A 23800-nucleotide genomic window follows, 5' to 3' on the forward strand; every position below is an offset into this window, starting at 1 on the left:
CGGCGCGGCGCCGTAAGGCGCCGCGTTCCTTCATTCCGACTGGAACAAGGCCGATCATGTCGCAAGAAATCCATACGCAAATCACGGCCGAAGAAATCGGTCACGAGTTCGAAGGGCACGCGCCGACTGCAAACATCTCGGACTATGCCATTGAAGACTGGATCACGCTGATCGTCTTCTGGCTGATGGCGGGTTGCGTCTTCCTTCAGTTCTTCACGCGTTATGTGCTGAACGACAGCTACGCATGGACCGAGGAAATCGCCATCAACTGCCTGATCGGCGTCGTCTTTCTGGGTTCCGTCATGTGCGTGCGCACCTCGCGGCATATCCAGGTCGATGTGTTCTATCACTATATGCCTGCGGGTCTGGCGCGCGTGCTTGCCACCTTCGTCGATATCGTCCGCATCGGCTTTTTCGCCTATGGCTGCCACCTGATGTGGCGCTACGTCGATATCGTCGCCGACGAGCAGATGGTCACCATCGACCTGCCGCGCAACATCGTCTTCTACAGCGTTCTCATCGCTTTCGTGCTGATGTTGATCCGCGCGGTCATCGTCTTCATCGCCAACATCCGCCGCGGCTACTCCGTTCTGGAGCGCCCCGAAGAATTCCAGACCATCGAGGATTGATCCGATGCTACTGCTTCTTGGCTCGTTTCTGGTGCTGATGCTGGTCGGGGTGCCCGTTGCCATCTCGATGGCCGTCGCATCGGTGCTTTACATCGTCCTCTACGGCATCGCACCCGACATCATCGTCGCCCAGCGCATGATCGCTGGCGTTGAAAGCTTCCCGCTGCTCGCTGTCCCGTTCTTCATCCTTGCGGGCAACCTGATGAACTCGGCGGGCGTCACCGGCCGCATCTATTCCTTCGCCGTCGCTCTCGTCGGCTGGATGAAAGGTGGTCTCGCGCAGGTCAACATCATCGGTTCCGTGATCTTCTCCGGCATGTCCGGCACTGCGCTCGCCGATGCGGCGGGGATCGGCACGATCGAGATCAAGGCGATGAAGGATCATGGCTATCCGGTCGAGGCCGCAGTTGGCGTGACGGCGGCTTCGGCAACGCTCGGCCCGATCTTCCCGCCGTCGCTGCCTTTCGTGATCTACGGCATGATGGCGAACGTCTCGATCGGCGCTCTTTTCATGGCGGGCATCCTGCCCGGCATCGTCATGACGCTGCTGATGATGATCACTGTCGCCGCTTTTGCCTATTGGAAGCGGTGGGGCTCCGACGCGCCGTTCGATGTGAAGCAGCTCCTGTCGGCGGGGATGGAAATCGTCGTCGTCCTGGCGGTGCCGTTGGCCATCTATCTGCTGATGCGGGCGGGCGTATCGATGAATGTTGCGGCGGGCATTGCCCTTGCTCTGCTTCTCGCCCTCGACTGGTATTTCCGCTTTTCCGCCGTCATGGCGCTGATGACGCCCGTCATCCTGATCGGCGGCATGACGATGGGCTGGTTCACGCCGACGGAGGCCGCCGTCGCAGCCGTCCTTTGGTCTTTGTTCCTCGGTCTGGTGCGCTACCGTACGATGACACCCTCGACGCTCGCCAAGGCAAGCTTCGATACGATCGAGACGACGGCTTCCGTTCTCTTCATCGTCACTGCGGCATCGGTCTTTGCGTGGCTGCTGACGGTGAGCCAGGCGGCCCAGCTGCTGTCCGATGCGATCCTGTCGATCACCGACAACAAATGGGTTTTCCTGATCTTGGTGAACCTCTTGATGCTCTTCGTCGGCTGCTTCCTGGACACGATCGCGGCCATCACCATCCTCGTGCCGATCCTTCTGCCGATCGTCCTGAAATTCGGGATCGATCCCGTCCAGTTCGGTCTCATCATGACGTTGAACCTGATGATCGGTCTGCTGCATCCGCCGCTCGGCATGGTGCTTTTCGTGCTGTCGAGGGTCGCGAAACTATCCGTCGAACGCACGACCATGGCGATCTTGCCCTGGCTGGTGCCGCTCTTCCTGGCGCTGATCCTGATCACCTTCGTCCCGGCCATATCGCTGTGGCTGCCGCAGCAGCTTGGACTGCTGAGATAGGAGTGGAAGATGCGGACACGTGTGGCTCGGCTCTACCAAAAGGGCGATCTCAGAATCGAGACCGCCGCGGTTGCAGCTCTCGGTCCCGGCGAGGTGCTCCTCAAAATGGCGGCCGCAGGCATCTGCGGTTCCGACCTGCACTACTATCAGGACGGCGGCTTCGGGCCGGTCAGGGTTCGCGAGCCGATCATCCCGGGCCACGAGGCAGCGGGAACGGTGAGCCAAGCAGGCGAAGGCGTCGATCTGAAAGCCGGTACGCTGGTGGCGGTCAATCCCAGCCAACCTTGCGGACATTGCGAATATTGCCACAAGGCAATGCCGATCCACTGCCTGGAAATGCGCTTCATGGGCAGCGCAATGCGCCTACCGCATGAGCAGGGCATGTTCCGGGAATGGCTGGTGGTGCCGGCCAGGCAGTGCTTTGCGGTCGGAGTTGCGACAACTGCCGCAGAGGCGGCCTGTAGCGAGCCGCTCTCCGTCTGCCTGCACGCCGCATCGCGTGCAGGAGATATCGCCGGCAAACGCGTCCTGATCACCGGAGCCGGCCCGATCGGCGCCCTGATGGTTGCCGTCGCCTGTTATCATGGTGCGAGCGAGGTTGTGGTCACCGATCTCGCGGATGCGGCGCTCACCAGGGCCAAGGCGATGGGCGCCAGCCGCACGTACAATGTTGCCAAGGATGCCCAGGCGCTTGCCGGATTCGAGGCGGGAAAGGGCTATTTCGATCTCGTCTTCGAATGCTCGGCCGCCGCCCCGGCAATCCGCAGCGCGATTGCCACCATCAGGCCGCGCGGAACGATCGTGCAGGTCGGCGTCTCGGGAGACGTCCCGATCCCTCTCAATGCCATCGTCGGCAAGGAGCTTCAACTCCACGGAACCCAGCGTTTCCACGAGGAATTTGCAACCGCCGTCGATCTGATCTCCAGCCGCAAGATCGATGTCCGGCCGATCATCAGCCACAGCCTGCCGCTCGAACAAGCCACCGCAGCCTTCATCCTCGCCGGCGACCGCGCGTCCGCCTGCAAGGTGCAGCTCACCTTTTAAGCGCGGCACGGCGTCCGTCGCGGACGACGATCTCGATCGAAGCCGAGCCGCCGAACCTCACAAGGTTGTTGCGGCTGCGGTCGAACGGTGCATGTTCTGTATGAGCCAATCTGCGAAAATTCGGGCCAGTCGCCGCTGCGTGCCGGTCTTCGGATAGGCAAGGTAATGTCCTATGTACCTGTTGTCGCGGGACCCTGCCGAAAAGGGCCGCACGAGCTTTCCACTTTCGAGCTCGCGAGCGGCGAGGATGTTGGATTCGAGCGCCACGCCCAGGCTGTTCACGGCAGCGTCCAGGGCAAGAAAGCTTCTGTCGAAACTCATCGCGGGCGGTGGCGGAGAGCCGATCTGATTGGCTTCGAACCAGTCGATCCACTGTATCCTTTTCAGGTCGCTTCTGATCAGGGGATGGCGCAGCAGGTCGCGCGGAGACTTGAGGCGCTGCGCTACCTCCGGCGAGCACATTGGAAAGACAAGCTCCTCACCCAACGGGATCACGATGAGATCGTCGCGGTTTTGCGGCTCGCCATAGACGATGTCCGCGTCGAACAGATTGTCGACGAAACGGGCATAGTTAGTACTGGCGGCCACCCTTACTTCGATGCCGGGATTCTCCTTGAGAAAACCCGGCAGACGCGGCGAAAGGACTTGTGCGGCGAAGCTCGGCGCACAGTGCAGTCGCAGGAGTTGAGCCTTTTTGGATGAAATGAGTTCAACACCGCGCCGCAGCTCTTCGAAGGCGTTCGACGCGTGCAGCAGCAGCGTCTGACCTGCAAGCGTCAGTGCAATGCTTCTTGTGTTGCGTTCGAAAAGACTCGCCCCCAGATCGCTTTCCAACCGCACGATAGCATGGCTGACAGCGCTCGGAGACAGGTTCAGCTCCTCTGCCGCACGGCGAAACGAACCGAGCCTGGCGGCTGCTTCGAATATTCGCATGGCGGAAAGCGAGATCGTATTGAGCATGCGATTAGTGAAACAGATTCACCTACTGATGTAAACTTGGCGTTTGATGACTCCTCTCCGTTCGGCCAGAACTATGGCCGTCGCAGTGACGATCGCTGCGGGGAAGAGAACCGGACGCCGGGAGAGCGTCAGGAGGAGATCATATGCTTTTGGAAGGAAGGACCGCGGTCATTTCGGGCGCGGCAAGCAGGCGCGGTATCGGCCGTGCAACCGCGCAGCTTTTCGCCGAACACGGGGCCAGAGTGGCAATCCTCGACATCGACGCTGGCGCAGCCAAGGAAGCTGCCGCCACCCTGCCGACCGTTGCCGGCGGTGACCACATCGGTCTGCGTTGCGATGTGGCCGACAAGGCGTCCTGCCAGGCTTCCGCCGACGCGGTGGTTGCAACGTTCGGACGCGTCGACGCTCTGATCAACAATGCCGGTATAACGCAGCCTGTCGCGACGCTGGAAATTTCCGAAGCGGATTGGCATCGCATCGTCGCGGTGAACATGACCGGCGTACTCTTTCTCAGCCAGGCCTTCATTCCGCAGATGCGCGACCAAGGCGGCGGCTCGATTGCATGCATGTCTTCCGTTTCGGCCCAACGCGGCGGCGGGATTTTTGGCGGGCCACATTATTCGGCGGCCAAGGCCGGTGTTCTCGGGCTCGCGAAGGCAATGGCTCGCGAATTCGGCCCTGCGGGCATCCGCGTGAACTCTGTCACACCGGGACTGATCCAGACCGATATCACCGGCGGAAAGCTTACTGACCAGATGCGGGTTGATATCATCAAGGGCATTCCTTTGAGCCGGCTCGGTGAAGCGAGCGACGTCGCCAACATCTATCTGTTCCTGGCATCCGACCTGTCCGCCTATGTCACCGGCGCCGTGATCGACGTCAATGGCGGCATGCTGATCCACTGATCGGCGAATGGAATTCCGGTGTCTTTGAAAGGCGTTTTTCAAGAATGAGCCAGATTGGTCATAACATCAGCCTTACCGAGCGCGCGCGACGAATTCGCCGCAACGCCCTGCGGATGGGCGAAGTCCAAGGCCAGGGTTACATCGCCCAAGCCCTCGGCGTGGCTGATGTGCTCGCCGTTGCCTACTTCCACGCCACAAACTACCGGTCGGAGGACCCGGAATGGGAGGGCCGCGACAGGTTCCTGCTTTCGATCGGACATTACGCGATCGCGCTCTATGCCGCCCTTATTGAGGCGAAGATCATCCCCGAGGACGAATTGGAGACATACGGCACCGACGAAAGCAGGCTGCCGATGTCTGGAATGGCCGCCTACACGCCGGGCATGGAAATCACCGGCGGCTCTCTTGGGCACGGGCTCGGCATCGCCGTCGGCATGTGCCTCGCCCTCAAACGCAAGAAGTCGCAATCCTTCGTATACAACCTCTTTTCCGACGGCGAGCTCGACGAAGGCTCGACCTGGGAGGCGGCGATGTCGGCCGGCTCTTACAAGCTCGACAACCTTATCGGGATCGTCGACGTCAACCAGATGCAGGCGGACGGCCCTTCGCTCGGCGTCCTGAATTTCGAGCCGCTCGCTCCGAAGTTCGAAGCCTTCGGTTGGTTCGTCCAACGGATCGACGGCAACGATATCAGCGCGCTGGTCAAGGCATTCGACGCCGCGCGCACTCACGCCGGGCCGGAGCCGCGCATCATCATATGCGACACGAAAATGGCGAAAGGTGTCCCGTTCCTCGAGGCTCGCGAGCGCAATCACTTCCTCCGGGTAGAGGCAGACGAGTGGGCCGAGGCAATCAGGATCATCGATGCGGGAGTTGAAGCATGAGGCGCTCGAAATACATACGCCCAACTCATCTTTCGCAGGGAAGCGACCGGCCGCGGCTGACGACCTCGGCGATGATCGCCTCGATCGCGAGCGCCGACCAGCCGACGAAGCCGGCTCCATTTGGAAAGACGCTGGCGGCGCTCGCGGAAAAGGATGAGCGGATCGTCGGCATGTCGGCGGACCTCGCAAAATACACCGATCTTCATGTCTTCCGAGCGGCGCATCCCGACCGCTTCTACCAGATGGGAATGGCCGAACAGCTGCTGATGATGTCGGCCGCGGGCATGGCGCGTGAAGGCTTTCAGCCATGGGTCACTACCTATGCGGTCTTCGCTTCCCGGCGCGCATATGACTTCATCTGCCTGGCGATCGCCGAGGAGATGCTCGACGTCAAGATCGTCTGCGCATTGCCTGGCTTGACCACGGGCTACGGGCCAAGCCATCAAGCCACCGAAGACATCGCCATGTTCCGCGGCATGCCGAACCTGACGATCATCGACCCCTGCGACGCGCTCGAGATCGAGCAGGCGGTGCCGGCGATCTCCGCCTACAAGGGGCCTGTCTATATGCGGCTCCTGCGCGGCAACGTTCCCCTCGTGCTGGACGAATATGATTACAAGTTCGAACTCGGAAAGGCGAAACTCCTGCGGGATGGCCGCGACACCCTGATCATATCGTCGGGGCTGATGACGATGCGCGCCCTCGAGGCGGCAAAGGAGCTTCGCAAGGACGGCGTCGACGCGGCGGTGCTTCACGTGCCGACCATCAAGCCTTTGGACGAGGAAGCCATTCTGACGGAGTGCCGCAAGAGCGGCCGCCTGGTCGTCGTGGCGGAGAACCACACTGTCATCGGGGGCCTAGGAGAGGCCGTGGCGGGCACGCTGCTGCGTGCCGGCGTCGCGCCTGCCGCATTCCGGCAGATCGCATTGCCGGACCAATTCCTGGAGGCCGGCGCGCTGCCGACGCTCCACGACCAATACGGTCTGGCGACCAGTCGCGTGACGTCGTCGATCAAGTCCTGGCTGGGAACATAGGGACGGGACTCGGTTCTTTCAGGAGGAGAGCCGAGTTCTGATGGGAGCACATAATGGAGGAGAAGATGAGCTTGCAGACCAACAGACGCAGATTTCTGGTAGCGACGGCGGCAGCCCTGGCTGCCCCCGCACTTCTTACGACCGTGCGTCCGGCGCAGGCAGGCACGGCACTGACATTGGGTCACGGCGCTGCTCCAGGCAATCCCCGGACAGTCGCCGCCGCCAAATTCGCCGAGCTCGTGGCTCAGAAGACCGACGGCCGTGTGAAGATCAACGTCGCGGGTGCTGAGACGCTCGGCAGCGACTCGGCGATGCTTACCAGCCTGCGCACCGGTGCACTGGATTTTACTGCAAACAGCCAGGGCGCCACCTCGGCAATCGTGCCGGAGCTTGCCGCGCTTGGTCTGCCGTTTCTTTTCGGCGATACCGAGAAAGCGATCCAAGTTCTCGGCGGTCCGGTCGGTGAGGATCTGAACAAGCGTTTCGAAGCCGTCGGCGTCGTACCGTTGGACTGGTGGGACAACGGAATTCGCCACCTGACGAATTCCAAACGCAAGGTCGCCGCCCCGAACGATCTCGCCGGCCTGAAGATACGCACGCCCGCGGATCCGATGACGATCGACATCTTCCAAGCTCTTGGAGCCGGCACGGAACAGATCGCGTTCGGCGAGTTGTATATCGCCCTGCAGCAAGGCGTGGTCGACGGACAGGAAAACCCGCTCGCCAACATCGAGAGCTCGAAGCTCCACGAGGTCAACAGGTTCATCAGCCTGACGGCACATAAGTGGGAGTCGACGCCCTTCCTGATGTCGAAGATCGCCGAGGCCCGGCTCGGCGCCGACCTCGACGCCGTCAAGGCGGCGGCGAAGGAGGCGGGAGCGCTGCAGCGGACGCTGTCGAATGAGAAGGCGTCCGAAGTTCTCGGCGCCTTCAGGAAGAACACGGCGATCGAAGTCGTGGACGTGGATCGGGAAGCCTTCGTGAAGGCGACCGCCGCTGTCGCCGAGAGCTGGAAGAAAAAGCCCTTCGGCGATTTCGTCAGCAAGGTTGAAGCGGAGGCAAAGGCCTGACCGGCCTTTGCCATGACGCGGAGTCATCTATGGAAAACGTGCTGAAGGCCGTCGACACGACGGCCGGCGCCATCGTTGCGCTGTCCCGTTTCATCATCATTGCCAGCGGCATTGCGCTGACCGTGGTGACGACTGCCAATGTGCTTGCCCGCTACACGCTGCAGAGCGGCGGCTTCTCTTTCGCCCAGGAACTGCCGCTGCTGATCTTCCCGCTCTTCATCCTGGCGGGAATCGTCATCGCCGCGCAGGCGGGTGGACACATGGCGGTCGAGTGGCTGTACGACCAGCTTGAGGGGCGCTCGCGGATCGCCGCCTTCGTGATCGCGAACGCCATCAGCGTGGCAGCCTTCCTCGTGCTCGGCTATCAGGCCGTCGTGGTCGCCGAGATCGCAGGCGTCGAGCACAGCCCGGTCCTGCAGCTGCCCAACAGTATCGGATATTACGCGCTCGCTATCGGTGCGCTTCTGGTGTCGATCGTGACCGTTTCGGCAACGCTACGTGTCTTGCGCCTCGGCTGGGGGCACCGGACGGTGATCGGATCCGGGGAGATGCCGCTATGACCCTTGTCATGATCATCTCCTTCTGCGTTCTCATGGTGCTGGCCGTTCCGGTCGGCTATGCCCTGATCATCGCGGCCGGCCTTGGAGTGCTGTTCAACGGCTACGTCCCTTTGTCGGTGGTGGCGCAACAGGTCTACGACCAGACGCAATCCTTTCCGATGCTTGCGCTGCCGTTCTTCATGCTCGCTGGAACCCTGATGCTCGGCGGCGAGCTCGGCCGCCAGCTTCTCGAACTGGCGTCCCGCGCCATGCAGCGCTGGCGCGGCGGGCCACTTTCGACCACCGTCGTCTCCTCCGTCGTCTTCGGTGGGGTGTCCGGTTCGGCGGTGGCCAATGCGAGCGCTCTCGGATCCGTCCTCATTCCCTGGCAGAAGCGCCAAGGCTTTCCGCCGGCCCTTTGCGCGGCCAACAACGCAACCTCCGCGGTCATCGACGTCCTCATCCCACCGTCGATCCCGATGATCCTTTATGCCCTGATCAGCGGCGTCAGCATCGGCGACCTGTTCATCTCCGGAATCCTGCCCGGGTTGATCATGGCGCTCAGCTTCATTTTCGTCTGCTGGTTCATCTCCGTGCGGCGGGGCTACGAAGCGCAGGCCGTCAAGGTTCGGAAGCGGGACCTGGCCAAGCTTGCCGTTCAGAGCTTCCCGGCGGTGGTCCTACCCATTCTGATTGTTGTCCTCCTGCGTTTCGGTTTTGCAACGCCGACGGAGGTCTCGGTCCTTTCAGTGGTCTACTCGCTGCTGCTCAGCCTGCTGTTCTACCGGGACCTCACCTGGAAGCGCTTCTGCGACAACATGGTGGAAGCCGGGGTCGCGACCGGCGTGGTCATGCTCGTCATCATGGGAAGTGCGGCCGTCGGCTGGGTGCTGACCTTCGACCAGGCGCCGCAGCAGATGGCCGAGTGGGTGGCGACCCACATTTCCAGTCCCGTCGTCATCATCCTGATGATGAACATTCTGATGCTGATCGTCGGGATGCCTTTGGACATGCCGCCTGCCATACTGCTGCTGGGGCCGATCTTCGTGCCCCTTGCCGATGCGATCGGTCTCGACCGGGTGCAACTCGGCCTGATGATGGTGATCAATCTCGGCATCGGGCTCTACACCCCGCCCATCGGCACGACGCTCTTTATCTCGTCGTCGATCGCCAAGGCGCCGCTTGGGGCGACGACCAGCGAGCTGTGGCCGTATTTCGGGATGGCGATGCTGCTGCTGCTCGCCGTCAGCTTCATCCCGGCTCTGACGATCTACTGAGGGCGGGATCATGGTCGAGACGCGAAATCCGGTTGTCAGCGTCAAGGGACTGACGAAGTCGTATGGGGCGACGTCGGTTCTCAAGGGCGTCGACTTCTCCGTGGCGCGTGGCGAGATCCACGCTCTGCTCGGGGGTAACGGTGCCGGCAAGTCGACGATGATCCACATCATCACGGGGTCGGCCTCGAAAGGGGACGGCGACATTAGCTTCTTCGATCCGAGTGGGGCGCCGCGCACCGATGCCGAGGGCCGCGCCAGGGTAGCGGTCGTCCATCAGGAGCTTGCCCTTCTTCCCCACCTTAGCGTCGCCGAGAACATCACCTTACCGCACTACCGCAGGGGTTTCGCGGCGGTGAAAAAAAGGCTGTCGATCGAGAAGGCGTTCGAAGCTTTGGCGATGATCGATCCGGAGTTCGCAGCCAGATCCCTGCACCGGCTCGTGGAAGACCTCAGCCTTCACGAGGGCCAGATGGTCGAGATTGCCCGAGCGCTTTCGTCAGGCGCCGAACTCATTCTTCTCGACGAGCCGACGGCGAACTTGACGGCCGCCGAGACGAGCCGCTTGTTTTCCGTGCTCCGCCGTTTGACCCGCGAGACAGGGCTGTCCGTCGTCTTCGTGTCGCACCGGATGAAGGAAATCCGTCAGATCGCGGACGTCTGCACGATCATCCGCGATGGCCGCACCATCGTCGACCGCTTGGCGCTTTCCGAACTTTCCGATGTCGCGATCATCGAGAAGATGGGGCAGGTCGCTGCGTCGCATTCTGCGTCGAGCGCGGCCGTGGACCGGAACGGAATGAAGGGAGAGCCGCTGTCGATCCGGGAGGCGGATCTCGAGATCACGCTTTCTCCCGGGACGATCCTTGGAGTGGCGGGCGCGCCCGCCGGTCCCGCGACGCTGATCTCGGCCCTGGTCGGAGCCGCTCAGGCGAAGCGTTGGACGGTGTCGCGCGCGGGTTGGCCAGAGCGCTTCGCCTCTCCTAGGAGGGCGGCTGCGGCCGGCGCCGGTTTTGTCACTGGCGACCGGACCCACAAGGGTATTCTTCACAGCCTTCCGATCGTTGACAACGTGCTGGCGTCGCGCCGGGTTGTCCGGGGTGCCACGTTCATCTCAGGTCGCGAACGCCTGGAATGCGTGGACTTGCTGCAGGCTCTCAGTGTGAAAGCCGCCTCGATCTGGGATCTACCCGCAACGCTGAGCGGCGGTACTCAGCAGAAGTTGCTTCTGGCACGGTGGCTCGGCTTGCCGTCGAGCCTGCTTGTGCTCGAAGAGCCGACGCGGGGTGTCGATATCCGCACCAAGAAGGAAATCTACCAGCTTATCCGGCAGATGGCGTCGACGGGAACGATCATCGTGTGGTGGTCGACCGAGAATGCCGAGCTCCTCGAAGTATGCGACCGGATCGTTGCATTCGACACCGAGGGTTGCGCCTCCGGCATCATCGAACGGCAGGACATGAGCGAGGACAGGCTCGCAGAACTGACAGGAATGGCGACATGATTCCAACATCGACAGAAGAGGCACGCGCAGTGGAGCCGTCTCCACAGGCCACCAGAAATCGCGACAGTCTCCTCAGTGCATACCGGACGGAAATCGCGATCGCAGTGGCAATGGTCATCCTAGGTCTTGCCGTCGGGTCGCAGGTTCCCCAGGCGCTGAGCTGGGGGAATTTTTCGAACATCACCCAGGCGGGTGCGCCGCTGATCATCATGTCGCTCGGTGTCCTCCTGGTGGTCATAACCGGTGGCATCGATCTGTCCGTCGGCTCGGTCTTTTCGCTGACCGGCATGGTGACGGCGCAGGTCATGGCAAGCGGCTTCGGCGGGATCACCTCCAGCCTCGCCGGTCTCGCCGTCGGACTCCTCTTCGGCTCCATCAACGGCTTACTGGTCACGGTCGCGGGCCTTGCGCCGTTCGTGGTCACCCTGATCACCTTCGCCGTCGCGGGGTCGCTCGCCTTCATCGTCACCAATGGCCGCTCCATGCCGATCCCGGATCCCGATTACTGGCTGCTCAATGCCGGCAGCATCGTGCCTGGCATGCCGAACTACATCCTGTTCTGTGTCGTCCTGCTGGTCGCCATCGAGATCTTCCTGAAGAAGGTCGTCGCCGGGCGCTGGTTCTACGCCGTGGGCAGCAGCGCTGCGGCCGCCTATCTGCTGGGCATCCCGGTCAAACGCACAAAGTTCTTCGCCTATGTCGCTTCGTCCCTTCTGTCGTCCTTTTCGGGACTGCTGACGATTTCCTATATCCTGAACGCGGAATCGACGGCCGGCGCCAGTCTGATGCTTCAGGCGATCGCGGCCGTGGTGATCGGCGGGGCGAGCCTTCTCGGCGGCACGGGAACCGCGGTCGGCGCCGTCCTCGGCGCACTGATGATCACGGTGATCCAGAACGGCGTCAATCTCATCGGCATCAACAGTTTCTGGCAGGGCTCCGTCACCGGCCTTGCCATCCTGATCGCGGTCCTCATCGACCGCTTCGGCAAGGCCCGGCGCAGTGCGGGCTGACAACCAGCAGCCGGTTGTATACCGGCTCAATGAGGAGGAGGGAAAGACATGAAATCAATATCTGAAATGAGCCGCACCCTGGTGTTCGGTCTGGTCGCCGTCGGCATCGGACTGGCGGGTTCTGTCCACGCGCAGGATAAGAAGACCGTCGCCTATCTCGCGCCGTCGCTTGATATCTCCTATTGGCAGTGGGTCGGTTATGGCGTGAAGGAGAAGGCCAAGGAGCTCGGGATGGACTACGTCGAGTACACGTCCGAGAACTCCCCGGCCAAGCAGATGGACAATGCGCGCACAGCCGTCACCAAGGGCGTCAGCGCGGTCGTCATCGGCCCGGTGAGCTCGACCAGCACGCCGCCGCTGCTCGCCTATCTGAAGTCCCAGAACATTCCCGTTTCGTTTGCCGGTATCGGGCCTCAGCCCGGCCAGACCGACTACACCTCTGCAGTCACGGCGAACAACTATGAGACCGGCAAGGCGCAGGGCAGCTTCGTGTGCAAGCTTGCAAAGGAGCGAGGGGGAAACCAGGTGGGAGTGCTGTCGCTGCCGCAGGACCGAGAGAATGCTCAGAAGTACCTGAAAGGTGCCGAGGAGTCCTTCAAGGCCGACGGTTGCGAACTTGCGCAGATGCTGGAAACCCGCGGCCTGACGGTCAATGAGGCCGTCACGCAGGCGAACGATATGCTGACGGCCCATCCCGACATCAAGGCGATCTACGGCATGTATGACGAGGCCGGGACGGGTGCTGCGAAGGTTCTTCAAACCCGCGGACAGACCGGCAAGGTCGGCATCGCCGTCGCCGACGGGAGTCCGACCACGATCGCGCTGCTGAAGTCCAACGCCATCCAGGGCATCTTCTTCCAGGAAGCGGTGGGGCAGGGCATCGACGGGACCCAGCAGGTCTACAACGCGCTGACCGGTGCACCGGTATCCAAGGACCTTGCGCTGGTCATGCCGCTTGTGACGGCCGACAAGGTGGACTCTCCGGAAGCCAAGGCCGTCATCGCGCGCGTCTTCCCGCCGAGCAACTGACCAGACGGAGTGCCGCCCCGGCGGCACTCCTGCGCCAATCTCCAGCGACCATGGAAACGAACGAATGGACGACCTTCCCATCATCGATCCCCACTTCCATCTGTGGGACCTGAAAAACAACTACTATCCATGGCTGTCCGACGGTGTGAAGCCCTCGGCCTTCGGCGACTATACGGCAATCAACCAGACTTATCTGATCGGCGACTATCTCGCCGACGCCAAGAACCAGAACCTCGTGAAAGCGGTGCATCTCGACGTCGGCTACGACCCCAGGGATCCGGCTGGTGAAACGCGCTGGCTTCAGGGCGTTGCGGACCAACACGGCTTTCCCCATGGCATTGTCGGATATGCGGACCTGCGCAAACCCGACGTTGGCAGGCTGCTCGACGAGCACATGCAGTTTGCAAATTTCCGAGGCATTCGACAGTCGATGAACTTCCACGACGATCCCGCCAAGACCTATTTGACCGTGCCGGAAGTAAGCCGCACCCCGGAATGGCGGCGAGGATTCAAGGAACTGGCACGACGGGAACTCAGCTTCGATCTGCAGCTTTACTATTGGCAGATGGAGGAGTTCCTCGAACTTGCCCGCGACTTTCCTGATGTTCAGATCATCCTCAATCACACAGGCATGCAGGTAGACGGACCTGATCACTTCGAGGGCTGGCGGAAGGGGATGAAGGCCTTGTCTCAGGCGCCGAACATCGCATGCAAGATCTCTGGACTTGGGATGGGGGACTGGACCTGGACGACCAGCTCGATCCGACCCTATGTGGAGGAGGCGATCACTTTGTTCGGAACAGATCGATGCATGTTCGCGTCGAACTTTCCGGTCGACAAGCTGTTTTCAAGCTATGACAGGATCTGGAATGCGTTCAAGGAAATCACAAGGACTTATACGGAAGGGGAGCGCCGCGCTGTCTTTCACGACAATGCTGCGCGCTTTTATCGGATCTGAATTCAGCCCGAGAGCGCACTTCTCGATCCTGCTCATTCGTCCTTGAAGTCTCGTGCCGTCTTGCGGCTCTAAGGTCTCAGAGGCCTGACATGCGCTCACCATTGGATCGCCTTCTCGTTTCCGATGGTGTTTCCCCGAAAGCGGTCCTGTAGCTGGCAGCAAATCGGCCGAAATGAAAGAAACCCCATTTCAGGCATATGTCCCGCAGCAATTGTCGGTTGGAAGGGTCGAGAAGATCTTCTCGGGCCGCTCGCAAGCGCATCGCGCGCAAGTAGGCTGACGGGGTCGTTCCCTTGAACGTACGAAACCCTCCCTCAAGCGCACGAATGGAGACGCCTGAGGCCTCGGCTACATTCTGCATGGTAATGGGCTCGCCGACGTTCGCATGCATGAATTCAACGGCGCAGCGTATATGCCGCGGCGCGGGCAAATGCACTTTCCTCTCGAGCAGATGTGAGAACCGATGCGGGATAGAGCGCAAGACCAGATTGGCAAAGGCTTGGGTCAGGTGCGACATGGCAATCGGAGAATGAATGAGCGGCCCGTTGTTCCGCACCCCGTTGATGATCGTTTGAGCCAGTCCTCTGACGAGTTGGCCGGCCGGCGTCGAAAGATCGATGGTCGGCGCCAACCGCAATGTCCCGATCAGCGGCGTCTCCAATATTGCGGCGGCGGTCTGCGCAATCACTTTCCAATCCAGGCGAAGCACGTCGGACTGGTGCGGCGTTCCCCGGACGGAAAAGCGGTCGGCCTCGCGATTATTCACCAACAGCAAGCGCCCAGCTGTTCCTTCGACGACGGTCCGGCCAAGCGCCAAATCGATAGCTCCGGAGCGCACAAGGATGACCGACAGCCATTCCGCCGTTTCGGGGGCCGCTTTTACGCTCCATTCGTACGAATATTGGCCACTGACAAGGGATAGCGTGCCATCGGTCCAGAAGCCCGTCTTCCAGCTGATAGCCTGCTCCCGACCGGTACGCCATGCATCAAAGGGACCGAAGCTCCCGGTGAAGGCTTCGACCATATATTCGAACGTCGAACCCTCAAAGCTCGGTGAAAAATCTACTGGCGTATTCTCTGGCATTCGAAATCAGTGGCCGATCAAATAATGAGCAAATGCAGAAAGAAACGGCATGGATTTGTCCCGGCCGTCTTCCGGGAGTTCGAGAGGCAAAATTTGTGCCGCGGACGCCAAGCTATCGGCGCGGCTGTCTGACCCACTCTTGCGCATCGCCGTGAGCTGCCGAATCTGAAGAAAATCGTCGGCTTAGCCTCCACCACGGCGTCAGCAATCCTTCCTGACCTGAAACTGCTCTATCGCCCACCCGGGCAGGTGGATTCGATGTGGAAGTCTCACGCTCCATCCTTGACGTCTATCAAATGTCTACATAATGTCTTCTAAAAATATGAGGTACCGATTTTGGATACTGAAGTCAATCCCGACCGCAAAGCCAAGCTTGGCCTTATGCTCCGCAGACGCATCCTGACGATGGAACTGCAGCCGGGGGCGGTGCTGGACGAAGTGGCGCTGAGTGAAGAGTTCGGGCTGTCCCGTCCGCCAGTTCGCGAGCTGATGCGCCAGATGGCCGGCGAAGGTTACATCGAGCTGGAAGCCAACCGCGCAGCGCGGGTCAGCTCCATGAGCTACCAGTCGCTGCGCGACTTCTTCCTTCTTGCGCCGATGATCTATATCACCGCCAGCAGGCTGGCGGCCGAGAACGGAACTCGCGGGCAGCTCGACGTGCTGAAGCAGGTTCAGCGGTCATTTCGCAAGGCCGTCGACCACTGCGATGTCGAGGGACGCGTCTTCCACAACGACCAGTTCCACCGCCAGATCGGCGAGATGGCGCACAACGTCTATCTGGTTCCAAGCCTTCGGCGTCTGCAGATCGATCATGCGCGCATCGGCAAGGTCTTCTACAAGCACCCGAACACGCCGCGCATGCAGGAAGAGCTCGAGCTCGCCGCGCAACAGCATGACGAGATGATCGAAGCTATCGAGAAACGGGATGTCGATGCATGCGGAGAACTGGCGCGGCTTCACCTCGAACTTTCACGACGAAACATGGCCATGTACGCGGCCCCGGAGGGTCTGGAAACGCCGACCCTTTAAGGCCTGGCGTTTCGAAGAACACATCGAACCACTGCTGGCGGGACAACGGGCGAACGTCTGAGCAAGCAGGAATACACCCAGATCAAGACCATCTGGCTCAACCTTTCGGCAGCCTAACGCGGGACACCAAACGAATGTCTGACTTCCAGTTTCCAGGCCTGAATCTTGCTATCGCCACGCCGTTCGACGATGCCGGACGCATCGACTACGCAAGGCTCGAAGACAATGTCGAGCGTTACCTAGCCGCAGGCGTCAGAAGTTTTCTGTTCAGTTCCGGCACCGGCATGCATGTCTACCTTTCCAAGGAGGAATCCGAGGAACTGATCCGGCGCGGAGCCCGGATCGTCAACGGACGGGCGAAGGTGATCGCACAGACCTCCGCACTTCTGGTGGAAGACGTCGTCGAGCGCACTGTCCGGGCGCGAGACGCCGGCGCCGAGGGCGTCATGGTGCTTCCGCCCTTCTTCGAAGGGCCGACCGACGACCAGGGCATCCTCGATTTTTACAGCGAGGTCGCGAAGGCCGGTCTTCCGGTGATCGGCTATAACGTTCCCCAGGCGGTCGGCGTCGCCGTCACGCCCGAACTTCTGGACAAGCTGAGCGAAATCCCCGGCTTCTGTGCCGTCAAGGACAGCGGCGGAGATCTTGCCAAGCAGGCCGCGCTTATCCGCACCGGCCGCTTCGTCATGAACGGCGCCGACCCGCTCGTTCCCTATGCACTCTATGCCGGATGCGATGGCCTGATCTGGGGTGGGGCGAACTTCGCTCCGAAAACCTGCGTCGCCCTCGTCGAGGCTGCCGCCGGGCACAAGTGGGAGGAGGTTCGCGCGCTCTGGAAAATCCTGGAGCCGTCGATGGAGCTGATCTGGGAAGGCGATTACGTGCAATCCGTCTATGCGGCGGCGGATCTGGTGGGCTATGGCGCCGGCGCGCCGCGCAAGCCGCTGCGCGCGCTTGCCCCGGAAAAGCTTCCGGCCATCCGCCGCTCCCTCGAGACGCTCATGGAGCGGGAAGCGATCTGACGTGACCCAGGCCGGAAAGAACGTCTTCGTCGCATCCAGGCTTCCGAAACGCGCAGGCGTTTCGGGCTGGGTGGCCACGCTTGCGCCGCGCACGCCGCGGCCTGTGTTGAACGGACCGGTCGTTGCCGACGTTGCGATTATCGGCGGTGGTTTCGCCGGTCTTTCCGCGGCCCGGCGCATCTCCCGGCTGGATCCGAGCGTGCGGGTCGCCATCCTGGAAGCGGGTGTCGTCGGCGAGGGGCCGGCGGGCGCGAATTCTGGTTTCATCATCGACCTGCCGCACGAAGTCGCGTCAGACGATTTCAGCGGAGAGTCGGAGGCGAGGTTCAGGCAGTCTGTCCTCATACAGCGCTCGGCCATCGCTCTGGCGAGCGAGATGGCCGCGGAAAACGGCTGGGGCAAAGAAGTGTTCGATCCCTGTGGCCGATACAGCGTCGCCATCAGCGCGGAAGGCGACAGACATCTCGAGGACTATGCGCAACAGCTCACGAAAATGGGCGAAGCCCACCGGCTCCTGAACGGCAGGGAGATCGCGGCGGTGACGGGGTCGCCGGTCTATACCTCAGGTCTGTTCATGCCGGGTACGATCATCGTGCAGCCCGCCGCCTACATACGCGCTGTCGCCGACTGCCTGAAGGAGCCGGTCGCCCTTTACGAGCGGACGCCGGCACTCTCGTTCGAGCGCCTCGGCACGGGATGGCTCGTCAAGACGCCGCAGGGGTCGGTGCAGGCGGCAAAGATCATCATGGCGAACAATGGACATGCCGAAAGCTTCGGCTTCTTCCGCGGGCGCCTGCTCCACGTCTTCACCTACGCCTCCCTCACCGAGGAGTTCGACCCCTCGCGCCTCGATGGAGAACGGAAGTGGGCCGCCACTCCGGCCCTGCCGATGGGAACAACCGTCCGTCGCATCGGCACGGCCGGCGGCGATCGAATCCTGGTGCGCTCCCGTTACAGCTACAATCCGGGCATCGAAATCAGCGACGCCGCGATCCGGCGGGCCGGCCGCCTGCACGACGGCAAATTCTCCAAACGTTTTCCCATGCTCAGCGGCGTCGGGATGCAGTATCGCTGGGCCGGCGCGATGGCGCTCACCCGCAATCATGTTCCGGCATTCGGTGAGATCGAGCCCGGCGTGTTCGCTGCATGCGGCTGCAACGGCCTTGGAGCGTCGAACTCGACGGCCTCAGGGATCGCAGCTGCCGAACTGGCGCTCGGTCACAGTTCCGAACTCGGCCGTATCTATGCGCGCCTGGCTGCTCCGACGGCATTGCCGCCGCAGCCCTTCACGACGATCGGAGCCAAAATGCATCTCGCCTATCGCGAGTGGAGTGCCGGACCCGAGTGATGCAAGCGATCTCCAATCTGCGCCAGCGGCACAGTTGACGACACGGCGAGGCCGACCATCTGGCGGCCTCGCTCCGTTTTATGACGCGCCGCTACATCCGTCAGCGAATGCCGCCATCGATCTCGAAATTTCGCCTCGACAAAGAGAGCCCGCGCCGCGGCGAGGGGCGACGGCATCGATATGGCCGATGGCCTGTCCGGCGAGGAAGGCGAACAACACCCGCAATGCCGAATAGATCGGTTCGCTATAAATAAACGCTATAGCGGCAGAATGGAGTTGTGTTGGCCAGCGACGCTTTCCTGAACCTACTGTGACGGTGTCGGCGCTGGGCTGACGCCATAAGAACCGCGGAAAGCGGTCAGGAGTACGCTGGGCCATAAGCCCAAGCGTTTGCACCCGAGAACATGGAGTGGGAACATGAAACTTACCGTAAGCCGCAGAGCATTTTTCCTTTCTACCGCAGTCCTTTCGCTGGCGGTTGCCGTTTCCGGCCGGCCGGCCGGGGCGCTGGCCGCGGACGGGACGATCAAACTCGGACTCGTTGCGCCGATGAGCGGCCCGAATGCGCGCTACGGCGCATTTTCGATGCACGGCGCCGAACTCGCCGTCAAAGACATCAATGATGCCGGCGGCGTCAATGGGATGAAAATCGAACTCCTCAATGCCGACAGCCAGGGTACGCCCGTCGAAGGTGTTTCGGCCGCCCGCCGCCTGATCGACCAGGATGGCGTCGACTTCATCATCGGCGACGTTTCCAGTTCGGTGACGCTCGCCATCCAGCCCGTCGCTGAAGACGCTGAAGTGCTTCTGCTGAATGCGGCGTCGTCCAATCCGAAAATCACCTACCAGGCCGGTGTCGGCGGGTTCAAATGGACCTATCGCAACTATCCGACAGATGAGAACCGGGCGCTGATCGTCGCCAAATATGCAGCAGAGCAGCGCGGCTTTACCAAGTTTGCCGTGCTCTCCGTCGACAGCGATTATGGCCGCTCGGCGATTACATTCACGAAGAAATACCTGCCTGACTTCAAGGGCGAGATTCTCAGCGAGGACTATTACAAGGAAGGCGAAGTCGACTTCCGCAGCGTTCTCGCCAAGATACGCGACAATGGCGCCCAGGCCATCATCATGTACGGCCTCGCCGATACGACACCCATCATCGCCCGCCAGATGGTCGAACTCGGAATAGCCGGCAAGGTGACGCTGATCGGCAATGGCGAGTTCAACACGGAAAAGACCGTCAAATCAGCCCCGTCGGCGCTCGAAGGCGCCGTTGAAGCCGCCGCATGGCTGCCGCAGTTCGACTCGCCCGAAAGCAAGGCTTTCGTCGACAAGTTCACGGCCACCTATGACGAAGCCCCGAACAACCACGCCTATGTTCACTGGGACACCGTCAATCTCCTCGCAGCGGCGATCAAGCAGGCCGGCAGCGCCGACAAGGTGAAGGTTCGCGACGCACTCTCCAAAATCAAGTACAAGAGCCCGGTTGGCGAGGTCACGTTCGACGACCACAACCAGGCCCGCTTGCCGATGATCCTGCTGCAGATCGAGAACGGCAAGCCGAGCATCAAGGGTGCCTATACGGCGGACATTCAATATCCTGCCAAGTAATCTGCCGGGAGGAATGCGCCCATGCTCTCGACCATAGTTGAGCAAACTGTGAATGGAATCGTCACGGGTTCTGTTTACGCAATCGTCGCCGTCGGCATGACCATGATTTTCGGCGTGCTGAGAGCCATCAACTTTGCTCACGGCGAATACTACATGCTCGGCACGTTCGGGGCCTGGTTTGCGATCGACTATCTCGGACTGTCCTACGAAGCGTCGATTGTCGTGGGGGTTCTTGCAACGATTGCCGTTGCCTATGTGGTCGGGCAACTCGTCATGCGCCGGATGGTCGGCGCGCCCGCGGAATCGGGCGTGCTTGCCACCCTCGGCATCGCGCTGATCCTGCAGAACACCATCATTCTCGTCTTTGGCGGAGGCTACAAGTTCTTCGCCGGAGGTTATATCGAGCCGGTTTCCATCTTCGGCTTCAGCCTGGCCCAACAGCGCATTCTCATTCTCGTCGTCTGCTTGCTGGTGTTCATCGGCCTCGAACTGATGGTCAGCTACACCCGCTTGGGAATGGCAATGCGCGCCGTTTCCCAGAACGTCGAGTGCTGCAGCGTCGTCGGCATCGATGTGCCGCAGGTGGTGCTTCGAACCTTCATGCTGGGGGCGGCGCTGGCCGCACTCTCCGGGGTTCTGACGGCGCCGGTCAATGTCAGCGTCTATGGCGGCATGGGCGAGCTGATCACCTTCAAGACGCTGCCGATCATCATCATGGGCGGTTTGGGCAATGTGCGCGGTACTTTCGTCGCGGCGATGATCCTTGGCGTGGCCGAGAGCCTGGTCGCCACCTATGTCGGCCTGCAATTCCGCGACACCGTCGGCTTCGCCACGCTGATCCTGATGCTGATGTGGCGGCCGCATGGTCTCTTTTCGACGCAGGCGCGCTTCTAGCAGCCGCGCCCGCCGACCTTTCTCGAACGACCGAGGACTCGACATGTCTCTGACGGAAACCGCTCAACAGGTACGCAGGCGCGATCTTCGCATACCGCTCGCCGCGGTCCTGATCGTCCTAGCGCTCGCCGCGCCGTTCATCGGCAGCCGTTACATCACCCATTCCCTGATCATCGCCCTGATTTTCATGCTGCCGGCACATGGGCTCAATCTGCTTGTCGGCTACACCGGTCTGCTGTCATTGGCCCAGGCCGCGTTTTTCGGCATCGGCGCCTATACGGCAGGTCTTCTCGCCGTCACCTACGGCACGCCGTTTTACGTCAATCTCATCGCGGCAGGCGCCGTCTCCGGAGCCCTTGCTCTTCCGCTCGGCATTCCCGCCCTGCGTCTGCGCTCGACGTCCTTCGTGATGTGTACGCTCGGTTTCGTGATCATCGGCCAGGCCATTGCCAAGAACTGGATCTCGCTGACCCGCGGTGACATGGGGCTTTCGGGCATTCCCAAACCATACTTCGAGCTGGGCCCGCTGTCGTTCACGGTGTCCGGCACGACGAACTTCTACTATCTCGCCCTGATCATCGGGGTCCTCGCCACCTTCGCCGTCTGGGCGATCGTCCGCTCGCCCGCCGGGCGCAACATGGTGGCGATCCGTGAGAACGAGACGCTCGCCGAATCTCTCGGCGTCCCGACCTGGCGCTACAAGCTGATCGTCTTCATGATCAGCGCGGTGTTTGCCGGTATCGGCGGTTGCCTTTACGCCTATTACCTGACGGTCGTCAGCCCGCTGACCTTCCAGATGTATTATTCGACGACGATGCTGATCATCGTGCTGGGCGGCGGGGCGGGCATGATTTCCGGCACCGTCTTCGGAAGCCTGCTTTTCGTCGGGCTGACCGAGGCGCTGCGCATCACCCCCGAATTGCGCATGATCGCCTACGGCTTCTGCCTTCTCGTCCTGGTCTTCTGGTTCAAGAACGGGTTTGCGCCGCTGATCAATCGCTTCTGGAATGCGATCGGAGGTGCGAAATGACCGGTCATCTTCCGCTTCTCGCGATCAAGAACCTCAGCAAGTCCTACGGCGCGGTGAAGGCCGTCAACGATGTCAGCATTCACATCGATCGGGGTGAGATCGCGGGCCTGATCGGACCGAACGGCTCGGGCAAATCGACCTTCTTCGATTGCAGCACAGGCCTTGCGAAGCCGGACACCGGCACGGTTGTCCTCGACGGACAGGACATCACCGGCTGGTCCCTGAACCGCATCGCCAGGGAAGGCCGCATGCTGCGCTCTTTCCAGAAGACCGTCACTTTCAAGTCGCTCGATGTCGAGGAGAACCTGGTCATCGCCGGTCAGATGTTCACCTTCCCGTCCATTGCATCGACCTTCGGCTTGGGAAAGATGTCCCGTCGGCGCATCGATGGTCTCAGGGAGAGAGCCCGCGAGCTGATCAAGATGGCGGGTCTTTGGGATGTGCGCCACCAGCCGGCGGGCAATCTGTCGGGCGGACAGCAGAAGCTCATCCAGTTCGCATCCATGCTGATGCCCGAACCGAAGCTCATCCTGCTGGACGAGCCGATGGCCGGGATCAATCCGAAGATCATCGAACGCGTCGTCGATACCATCCTGTATGCCAACAAGTCGCTCGGCGTGAGCTTCCTGGTGATCGAACACAATATCGATGTCGTCACCAGCATCTGCCAGCGCGTCATCGTGCTCGACCAGGGAGCCAAGCTCGTCGAAGGCTTGCCGGGCGACATCATTCAGGATCAGCGCGTCAGGGAGGCCTATCTTGGCGGGTAATTCGAACCTTTCGATCCGTGACCTGCGCGCAGGTTACGGCAATCTGGACATCCTCAACGGCGTCGATCTCGACGTGCCGGCGGGACAGTTCGTGGCGCTCATGGGGCCGAACGGGGCGGGCAAATCAACGCTTCTCAAGACGCTCTACGGCATGACGACCATCAAGCAGGGAAACATCGACTGGCGCGGCAAGAATATTGCCGGTAACACATCGCGGGCCATTCTGGGCGAGGGGATTTCCTTCGTGCCGCAGGGACGCTGCAACTTCCCCGTCATGACCGTCGACGAAAATCTTCAGATGGCGGCCTATACAATCCGCGACGTCAAGGTGAAGGCTGACCGCGACTACGTCTACGACCTCTTTCCGATCCTCAAGAAACGCCGCGCGACACTGGCCGGCAACATGTCCGGCGGCGAGCAACAACTGCTCGAAGTGGCGATGGCGGTGCTGCAGCGGCCGAAGGTGCTGCTGGTCGACGAGCCGTCCGTCGGGCTGTCGCCGGCGGCGATCGGCATCGTCTTCGACGAGCTTCTTCGCCTTCACGCCGACGGCATGACGATCCTGCTTGTCGAGCAGAACACCAAGAAGGCCATGGAAGTCGCCCAGCGCGCAGTCATCCTGAGACTTGGCAAAGTCATCTGGGACGGCCTGCCGAAAGACATCACCCATGACGAACTCGGCGAACTTTTCCTGACCGGGAAAATGCGCGGCGAAACCGAGGCCGTTCACTGAAGGCGATCTCTTGCCTCTTATAAAATAA

At 61.4% G+C, this 23800-nt stretch carries 23 protein-coding genes; 21 read left to right on the forward strand and 2 right to left on the reverse strand.

Translation table 11 applies throughout. The features are described from left to right. Positions 1-56 precede the first annotated feature (56 nt). Genes NE851_RS33285 through NE851_RS33295 form a run of 3 tightly spaced genes read left to right on the forward strand, consistent with a single transcriptional unit; the run spans position 57 to position 3084 of the window. A complete protein-coding gene (locus NE851_RS33285) occupies positions 57-629 on the forward strand; it encodes a TRAP transporter small permease (protein ID WP_028756914.1) in 573 nt (190 codons plus the stop codon). A 4-nt stretch (positions 630-633) separates the two neighbouring features. Then, positions 634-2040: a TRAP transporter large permease gene (locus NE851_RS33290; protein ID WP_028756913.1), complete on the forward strand. Its 1407-nt coding sequence runs from the start codon at positions 634-636 to the stop codon at positions 2038-2040. Between the two features lie 9 nt (positions 2041-2049). Then, on the forward strand, positions 2050-3084 hold the full coding sequence (locus tag NE851_RS33295) for an L-idonate 5-dehydrogenase (protein ID WP_127430808.1): 1035 nt from the start codon (positions 2050-2052) through the stop codon (positions 3082-3084). A 57-nt stretch (positions 3085-3141) separates the two neighbouring features. Here the strand turns inward: NE851_RS33295 and NE851_RS33300 are convergent, their stop codons facing one another. Further along, entirely contained in the window at positions 3142-4044 is a 903-nt protein-coding gene (locus NE851_RS33300) for a LysR substrate-binding domain-containing protein (RefSeq protein WP_028756911.1), read from the reverse strand. Between the two features lie 143 nt (positions 4045-4187). On the opposite strand from NE851_RS33300, the gene NE851_RS33305 reads away from it, so the two are divergent. The 10 genes from NE851_RS33305 to NE851_RS33350 all read left to right on the forward strand — a co-directional run bounded on the left by NE851_RS33305 (position 4188) and on the right by NE851_RS33350 (position 14251). Further along, a complete protein-coding gene (locus tag NE851_RS33305; protein ID WP_254962621.1) occupies positions 4188-4949 on the forward strand; it encodes an SDR family NAD(P)-dependent oxidoreductase in 762 nt (253 codons plus the stop codon). Positions 4950-4993: 44 nt separating this feature from the next. Then, positions 4994-5833 carry a transketolase gene (locus NE851_RS33310; RefSeq protein ID WP_028756909.1) on the forward strand — a complete coding sequence of 280 codons (840 nt, stop codon included), beginning with the start codon at positions 4994-4996 and terminating at the stop codon, positions 5831-5833. Then, entirely contained in the window at positions 5830-6867 is a 1038-nt protein-coding gene (locus tag NE851_RS33315; RefSeq protein ID WP_028756908.1) for a transketolase family protein, read from the forward strand. Before NE851_RS33310 ends, NE851_RS33315 begins: the two co-directional genes overlap by 4 nt. 65 nt (positions 6868-6932) lie before the next feature. Beyond that, entirely contained in the window at positions 6933-7937 is a 1005-nt protein-coding gene (locus NE851_RS33320; protein WP_028756907.1) for a TRAP transporter substrate-binding protein, read from the forward strand. Positions 7938-7966: 29 nt separating this feature from the next. Beyond that, on the forward strand, positions 7967-8497 hold the full coding sequence (locus NE851_RS33325) for a TRAP transporter small permease (RefSeq protein WP_028756906.1): 531 nt from the start codon (positions 7967-7969) through the stop codon (positions 8495-8497). Then, positions 8494-9753, forward strand: coding sequence for a TRAP transporter large permease subunit (locus NE851_RS33330; protein ID WP_028756905.1), 1260 nt, complete (start codon positions 8494-8496; stop codon positions 9751-9753). The genes NE851_RS33325 and NE851_RS33330 overlap by 4 nt, the downstream gene beginning before the upstream one ends. Before the next feature lie 10 nt (positions 9754-9763). After that, the gene (locus tag NE851_RS33335; RefSeq protein ID WP_127430807.1) at positions 9764-11254 is read left to right on the forward strand and encodes an ATP-binding cassette domain-containing protein; all 1491 of its coding nucleotides are present in this window, start codon (positions 9764-9766) and stop codon (positions 11252-11254) included. Beyond that, on the forward strand, positions 11251-12264 hold the full coding sequence (locus NE851_RS33340) for an ABC transporter permease (protein WP_097543347.1): 1014 nt from the start codon (positions 11251-11253) through the stop codon (positions 12262-12264). The genes NE851_RS33335 and NE851_RS33340 overlap by 4 nt, the downstream gene beginning before the upstream one ends. Before the next feature lie 66 nt (positions 12265-12330). Then, complete coding sequence (locus tag NE851_RS33345) at positions 12331-13293, forward strand: substrate-binding domain-containing protein (protein ID WP_409527194.1); 963 nt, start codon at positions 12331-12333, stop codon at positions 13291-13293. 64 nt (positions 13294-13357) lie between these two features. Further along, positions 13358-14251, forward strand: a complete 894-nt coding sequence (locus NE851_RS33350) for an amidohydrolase family protein (protein ID WP_047616785.1) — start codon at positions 13358-13360, stop codon at positions 14249-14251. A 76-nt stretch (positions 14252-14327) separates the two neighbouring features. Here the strand turns inward: NE851_RS33350 and NE851_RS33355 are convergent, their stop codons facing one another. Further along, on the reverse strand, positions 14328-15335 hold the full coding sequence (locus tag NE851_RS33355) for an AraC family transcriptional regulator (protein WP_254962622.1): 1008 nt from the start codon (positions 15333-15335) through the stop codon (positions 14328-14330). 381 nt (positions 15336-15716) lie between these two features. On the opposite strand from NE851_RS33355, the gene NE851_RS33360 reads away from it, so the two are divergent. From NE851_RS33360 to NE851_RS33395, 8 genes are all read left to right on the forward strand, one after another. Next, positions 15717-16364: a GntR family transcriptional regulator gene (locus NE851_RS33360; RefSeq protein WP_254962673.1), complete on the forward strand. Its 648-nt coding sequence runs from the start codon at positions 15717-15719 to the stop codon at positions 16362-16364. A gap of 134 nt (positions 16365-16498) precedes the next feature. Beyond that, on the forward strand, positions 16499-17386 hold the full coding sequence (locus NE851_RS33365; protein WP_254962623.1) for a dihydrodipicolinate synthase family protein: 888 nt from the start codon (positions 16499-16501) through the stop codon (positions 17384-17386). Between the two features lies 1 nt (position 17387). Next, the gene (locus NE851_RS33370) at positions 17388-18734 is read left to right on the forward strand and encodes an NAD(P)/FAD-dependent oxidoreductase (RefSeq protein WP_097543350.1); all 1347 of its coding nucleotides are present in this window, start codon (positions 17388-17390) and stop codon (positions 18732-18734) included. Between the two features lie 417 nt (positions 18735-19151). Then, positions 19152-20345: an ABC transporter substrate-binding protein gene (locus NE851_RS33375; protein ID WP_028756904.1), complete on the forward strand. Its 1194-nt coding sequence runs from the start codon at positions 19152-19154 to the stop codon at positions 20343-20345. A gap of 21 nt (positions 20346-20366) precedes the next feature. Beyond that, the gene (locus tag NE851_RS33380; RefSeq protein WP_028756903.1) at positions 20367-21239 is read left to right on the forward strand and encodes a branched-chain amino acid ABC transporter permease; all 873 of its coding nucleotides are present in this window, start codon (positions 20367-20369) and stop codon (positions 21237-21239) included. A gap of 43 nt (positions 21240-21282) precedes the next feature. Then, positions 21283-22269 carry a branched-chain amino acid ABC transporter permease gene (locus tag NE851_RS33385; protein ID WP_063474086.1) on the forward strand — a complete coding sequence of 329 codons (987 nt, stop codon included), beginning with the start codon at positions 21283-21285 and terminating at the stop codon, positions 22267-22269. Beyond that, positions 22266-23039 (forward strand): ABC transporter ATP-binding protein, encoded by a 774-nt coding sequence (locus NE851_RS33390; RefSeq protein WP_047616799.1) that lies wholly within the window; start codon positions 22266-22268, stop codon positions 23037-23039. Before NE851_RS33385 ends, NE851_RS33390 begins: the two co-directional genes overlap by 4 nt. Next, positions 23029-23772 (forward strand): branched-chain amino acid ABC transporter ATP-binding protein, encoded by a 744-nt coding sequence (locus tag NE851_RS33395; protein WP_047616801.1) that lies wholly within the window; start codon positions 23029-23031, stop codon positions 23770-23772. The genes NE851_RS33390 and NE851_RS33395 overlap by 11 nt, the downstream gene beginning before the upstream one ends. Positions 23773-23800: the final 28 nt, after the last annotated feature.

It is taken from the genome of Rhizobium anhuiense bv. trifolii (assembly GCF_024346605.1).
Taxonomy (GTDB): Bacteria; Pseudomonadota; Alphaproteobacteria; order Rhizobiales; family Rhizobiaceae; genus Rhizobium; species Rhizobium anhuiense.